The organism is Corallococcus llansteffanensis, from assembly GCF_003612055.1.
GTDB classification, from domain to species: Bacteria; Myxococcota; Myxococcia; order Myxococcales; family Myxococcaceae; genus Corallococcus; species Corallococcus llansteffanensis.
Window position 1 is genome coordinate 1 of sequence record NZ_RAWB01000750.1, and the last position, 4,117, is coordinate 4,117.

General features: G+C 72.0%; 5 protein-coding genes and 1 pseudogene. 2 read left to right on the forward strand and 4 right to left on the reverse strand.

The features are described from left to right. Window positions 1–631 (forward strand): rhomboid family intramembrane serine protease (locus tag D7V93_RS39455; protein WP_244237780.1); only part of this gene is annotated, 631 nt, incomplete at its 5' end. 1 nt (window position 632) lies between these two features. Next, window positions 633–1,235, forward strand: coding sequence for an LOG family protein (locus D7V93_RS39460; protein WP_120648200.1), 603 nt, complete (start codon window positions 633–635; stop codon window positions 1,233–1,235). A gap of 22 nt (window positions 1,236–1,257) precedes the next feature. Here the strand turns inward: D7V93_RS39460 and D7V93_RS39465 are convergent, their stop codons facing one another. From D7V93_RS39465 to D7V93_RS39480, 4 genes and pseudogenes are all read right to left on the reverse strand, one after another. Beyond that, entirely contained in the window at window positions 1,258–1,887 is a 630-nt protein-coding gene (locus D7V93_RS39465) for a hypothetical protein (RefSeq protein WP_120648201.1), read from the reverse strand. Next, on the reverse strand, window positions 1,884–2,450 hold the full coding sequence (pyrE, locus tag D7V93_RS39470) for an orotate phosphoribosyltransferase (RefSeq protein ID WP_120612006.1): 567 nt from the start codon (window positions 2,448–2,450) through the stop codon (window positions 1,884–1,886). The genes D7V93_RS39465 and pyrE overlap by 4 nt, the downstream gene beginning before the upstream one ends. Before the next feature lie 2 nt (window positions 2,451–2,452). Then, the gene (locus D7V93_RS39475; protein ID WP_244237781.1) at window positions 2,453–3,649 is read right to left on the reverse strand and encodes a ParB/RepB/Spo0J family partition protein; all 1,197 of its coding nucleotides are present in this window, start codon (window positions 3,647–3,649) and stop codon (window positions 2,453–2,455) included. Window positions 3,650–3,929: 280 nt separating this feature from the next. Continuing rightward, a pseudogene (locus D7V93_RS39480) lies at window positions 3,930–4,117 on the reverse strand (polymer-forming cytoskeletal protein); the annotation flags it as partial.

A 4,117-nucleotide genomic window follows, 5' to 3' on the forward strand; every position in this document is an offset into this window, starting at 1 on the left:
GCCCTACGTCTGCTACGGCCTGATGGCCGGCGCGGTGGCGATGTTCTTCCTGGGCCGCTCGCTGGGCCAGACGCTGGTGGCTCCGGACGGGACGGTGGTGGGGGTCCTGAAGCCGCTGGCCCTCTTCGGTCCGTCGGTGCAGGCGGGCGAGTACTGGCGCCTGCTGGGCATGGTGTTCGAGCACGGCAACGCGATGCACCTGTTCTTCAACATGTCCGTCGTCTTCACCATGGGCATGACGCTGGAGCGCGGCATCGGCAGCCTCCGGTTCCTGGCGCTGTCGCTCGTCACCGCGCTGGGCGGCTCCGCGTTCGCGCTCTTCTTCAACTTCAACGTCCAGACAGTGGGCGCCTCCGGGATGATCCTCGGCTGGGGCGGCGCGATGCTGCCCATCGCCACCCAGCAGGGCCGCAAGGACCTGTACTTCTGGCTGGTGCAGGTGGCGGTCATCAGCCTGCTGCCCGGCGTGAGCTGGGCGGGACACCTGGGCGGCTTCCTCTTCGGTCTGCCCTGCGGCATGGCCCTGCGCCAGGGCCCCAGGTTCTTCTCGCGCGCCATCCCCGTGCTGCTGTTCATCGCCGCGGCGGTGGCGCTGGTGGCCGCCCACCCGGAGCGGCGAGGAGGCTTCTGACATGAGCGAAACGAACGTGCGCAGCGTCTGCGTCTTCTGTGGCTCGCGCTCCGGCGTGCGCGCCGAGTACCGCGAGGCCGCCACGAAGCTGGGCACCGCGCTGGCCCGGCGCGGGCTGACGCTCGTCTACGGCGGCGCCAGCGTGGGGCTGATGGGCACGGTGGCGGACGCCGTGCTCGCGGGCGGTGGCAAGGCCGTGGGCGTGCTGCCCCACTTCATGGACGCGAAGGAGCTGGCCCACCCGCGCCTGACGGAGCTGCACCGGGTGGACTCCATGCACTCGCGCAAGGCGCTGATGGCCGAGCGCGCGGACGCCTTCATCGCCCTGCCCGGCGGCTTCGGCACCCTGGACGAGCTGTTCGAGATCGTCACCTGGGCCCAGTTGGGCCTGCACAGGAAGCCCATGGGCCTGCTGGACGTGGACGGCTTCTTCCAGCCGCTGCTCGCGCTGGTGCGGCGCATGGTGGAGGCCGGGTTCGTCCCGGAGACGCAGGCGCTGCCCTTCGCGGTGGAGCCATCGCCAGACGCGCTCCTGGACCGCCTGCTCGCGGGGCCCACGATGCCCGTGACGGCGAAGTGGCTGAAGGACGGCCAGCAGACCTGAGGGCCGCGGGCCGCCCACGCTTTCAGCGCGCGTGCACCTTCAGCTCCGCGTTCCCCAGCGACGAGGCCACGCGCAGCATCACCTGCTCGGTGCCCTCGGGGATGACGGGCTCACCGCTCGTGAAGGTGAGCGGGAAGCGCACGCGGTAGCCCACCCAGAAGAGGCTGGTATACGGGTAGTAGGCTTGCACGTTGAGGTCCACCCGGCCGATGCGGCGGATCTCCACGGGCGTCACCTCGCCTGCGGGCGTCACCAGCGCGATCCGCCAGATGCTCTTCTTGTGGGCGAAGTCGTCGTAGCGGAAGTCGTTGACGTGCACGCCCAGGAAGAACTCGTGGAACTTCGCGGCTTCCGCCTGTTCCTCGGCGAGCAGCGCTTCTACCTTCACCGCGGGCAGCGTCTGGAAGAGCGCCCGGCGGCGGACGCGGGCGTCGCGGAAGGCGGGCGTCTGAATCGTGGCCCCCGCGAAGATGCGCGTGTCGAAGCCGTCGTAGATCTCCTGACGGTCCGAGTACCGGTCCAGCACCGCCATGTAGGCGGCCTCCGCCTTCGGATCATCCAGCGTGGGCGCGAGCTCCCCGACGACGGGGGGCGTGTTGGCGCAACCGCCCAGCACACCCAGCAGCACCACGGCCACCAGCAGCCTTCTCACGGGATGAAGTCCTTGCGCGTGAACAGCGTGGTGAGGCGATGGCCCGCGGCCTCCACGGCCTCGCGTCCCCCCTCCAACCGGTCCACCAGCGCGAAGGCGCCCAGCACCGTCAGGCCCTCCAGCTTCGCCCGTTCAATCGCCTTGAGCGTGGACGCGCCCGTCGTCACCACGTCCTCGACGATGGCCACCGGCGCGCCGGCAGTCAGCGCGGACAGGCCTTCAATCCACTGCCCGGTGCCGTGGCCCTTGGGCTCCTTGCGCACGATGAACGCGTGCAGCGGCTGGCCCTCCAGGAAGCTGGTGAGGCTCACCGCCGACGCGAGCGGATCCGCGCCGAGCGTCAGCCCGCCCGCGGCCACCGCCGACGGAGCGTCGCGCCGGATGGCCTCCAGGAGCAGCCGGCCGATGAGGTAGTGCCCCTCGGCGAGCAGCGCCGTGCGCTTGCAGTCGATGTAGAAGTCCGACTCCTTGCCGGAGGAGAGGACCACGCGACGGCGCTCGAAGGAGCGCTGCGTGAGCACCTCCAGGAGCCGGGCGCGGTCGCGCACGAGCGGTTCCGCCATGGCTACAGACCCTCCAGGTACGCCACCAGCTGCGCCGAGTAGCGCAGCTGCATCAGCAGCTCCGCGCGGCGGGACTCGTCCAGCGCGGCGAACACGTCCGCCAGGAGCGACAGGTCCTGGTTGAGGGCGCCCATGCGCTGGGCGACGTCCGACGCCAGCTCATCCGCGTCGATCTCCTCCTCCACGCCCTCCGGCGCCAGCGTCTCCTCGGTGGCGAGCGCCTTCTCCAGCATGTCGCGCACCGGCGCCGTCAGCCGGCCTTCGGCCTCCAGCGAGTTCCGCTTGGCCTCCAGCACGTCGTGCTCCACCGGTGAGGCGTGGATGGCGTCCGCCAGGGACAGCAGCAGCGCGTCCTCGTCGGACAGCTCCTCGTGCACGCGGACCTGCACGTGGTCGCGCTTGAGGAAGCGCAGCGCCGCCACGCGCCGGAAGCCGCAGATGAGCTGGTAGCGCTCGTCTCCGCGCGGGCGCACGTCCACCGGGAACAGCTGTCCCAGGCGCGCCAGGTCCGTGGCCAGCTCGGACACGTCGCCCTCGTCCCGCAGGCGGAAGGTGGTGTCCTCCTCCAGTCGCTCCAGCGGCAACACCATCGCCGTCACCTGTCCCATCACGCGGGGCTCCACGGCCTCCACGCGGGGCTCTTCGCCCGGGGTCGCCACGTCTTCGGATCCATCAGCGCCCGCGGAGCCCGGTTCCTCCTGGCTCGCGCGGCTCGCCACGTCCCAGATGCCGGCGTTGAGGAGCGCGTCGTCCACCCCCGACACCGGGCCGGACCGCGGCTCTTCCTGCACGTCCTTCGCCTCACCACCGCCGTCGCTGCCAGCGCCGGGGCTTTCTGACTTGTCGTCGCCGGACGACAGCTCCACGTAGCGACCGGTGCTCGTGGGCTCCGAGGAGGCCTGGGCGTCCGTCGGGGGCGCCGCGCCTGCGCCGTGCTCCGCGGCATCGTTCGGGGAGGCAGCGTCTTCGTCGGTCGCCACGGCGCTCTTCGACGCGCCCGCGTCCTCGCGGTGCTCCGCGGCGTCCTTCGGGGAGTCAGCGCCCTCGCCGGACTCCGCGGCGCTCTTCGACGCGCCCGCGCCTTCCACGGACCCGGTCGCTTCACCGGCACCGCTGCCCGGGTCCGCGCTACCTGCTTCGCCCTGACCCGCGCCGGCCGCGTCACCCTGCCCGGCAGGGTCCGTCCCGGTCGCTTCCACCTGCGCTCCACTCACGGCCTCGCCACCCGCTCCCGCCTGAGAGGCGCCTTCGGAAATGACTTCCCCACCCGCGCCCTGCGCGTGCGAGGTCCCTGCAGCGCCCTCGCCGTGCTCCGGCGGGGCTGCGTCGGACGCGCCCTCGTGCTGGGACGGCGTCGCGTTCTCCCCAGGTGTGCCTGACATTCCTTCCTGTCCCTCGGCCCTGTGCTCGGCGTCCATGGTGGCACCCCCGGTTGTTCCACCCCCGCGCCGCCGGAAACGACGGCGCGGTGGGCGGGCTCTAGCGGGACTTCTTCACCACGACCTTCTTCTTCGCGCCAGCAGCCACCACGCGGGGCACAGGCGCGGCGGCACTGCTCGCCTGCTCAGTGGACGCCGGACGCGGCGGCTCGGCCGCGCGCGGGGTGAACGTGGGCGCGGCGGGAGGAGGCGGCGGCAGCGGCTTGCTGGCCGGACGCGACACGACGG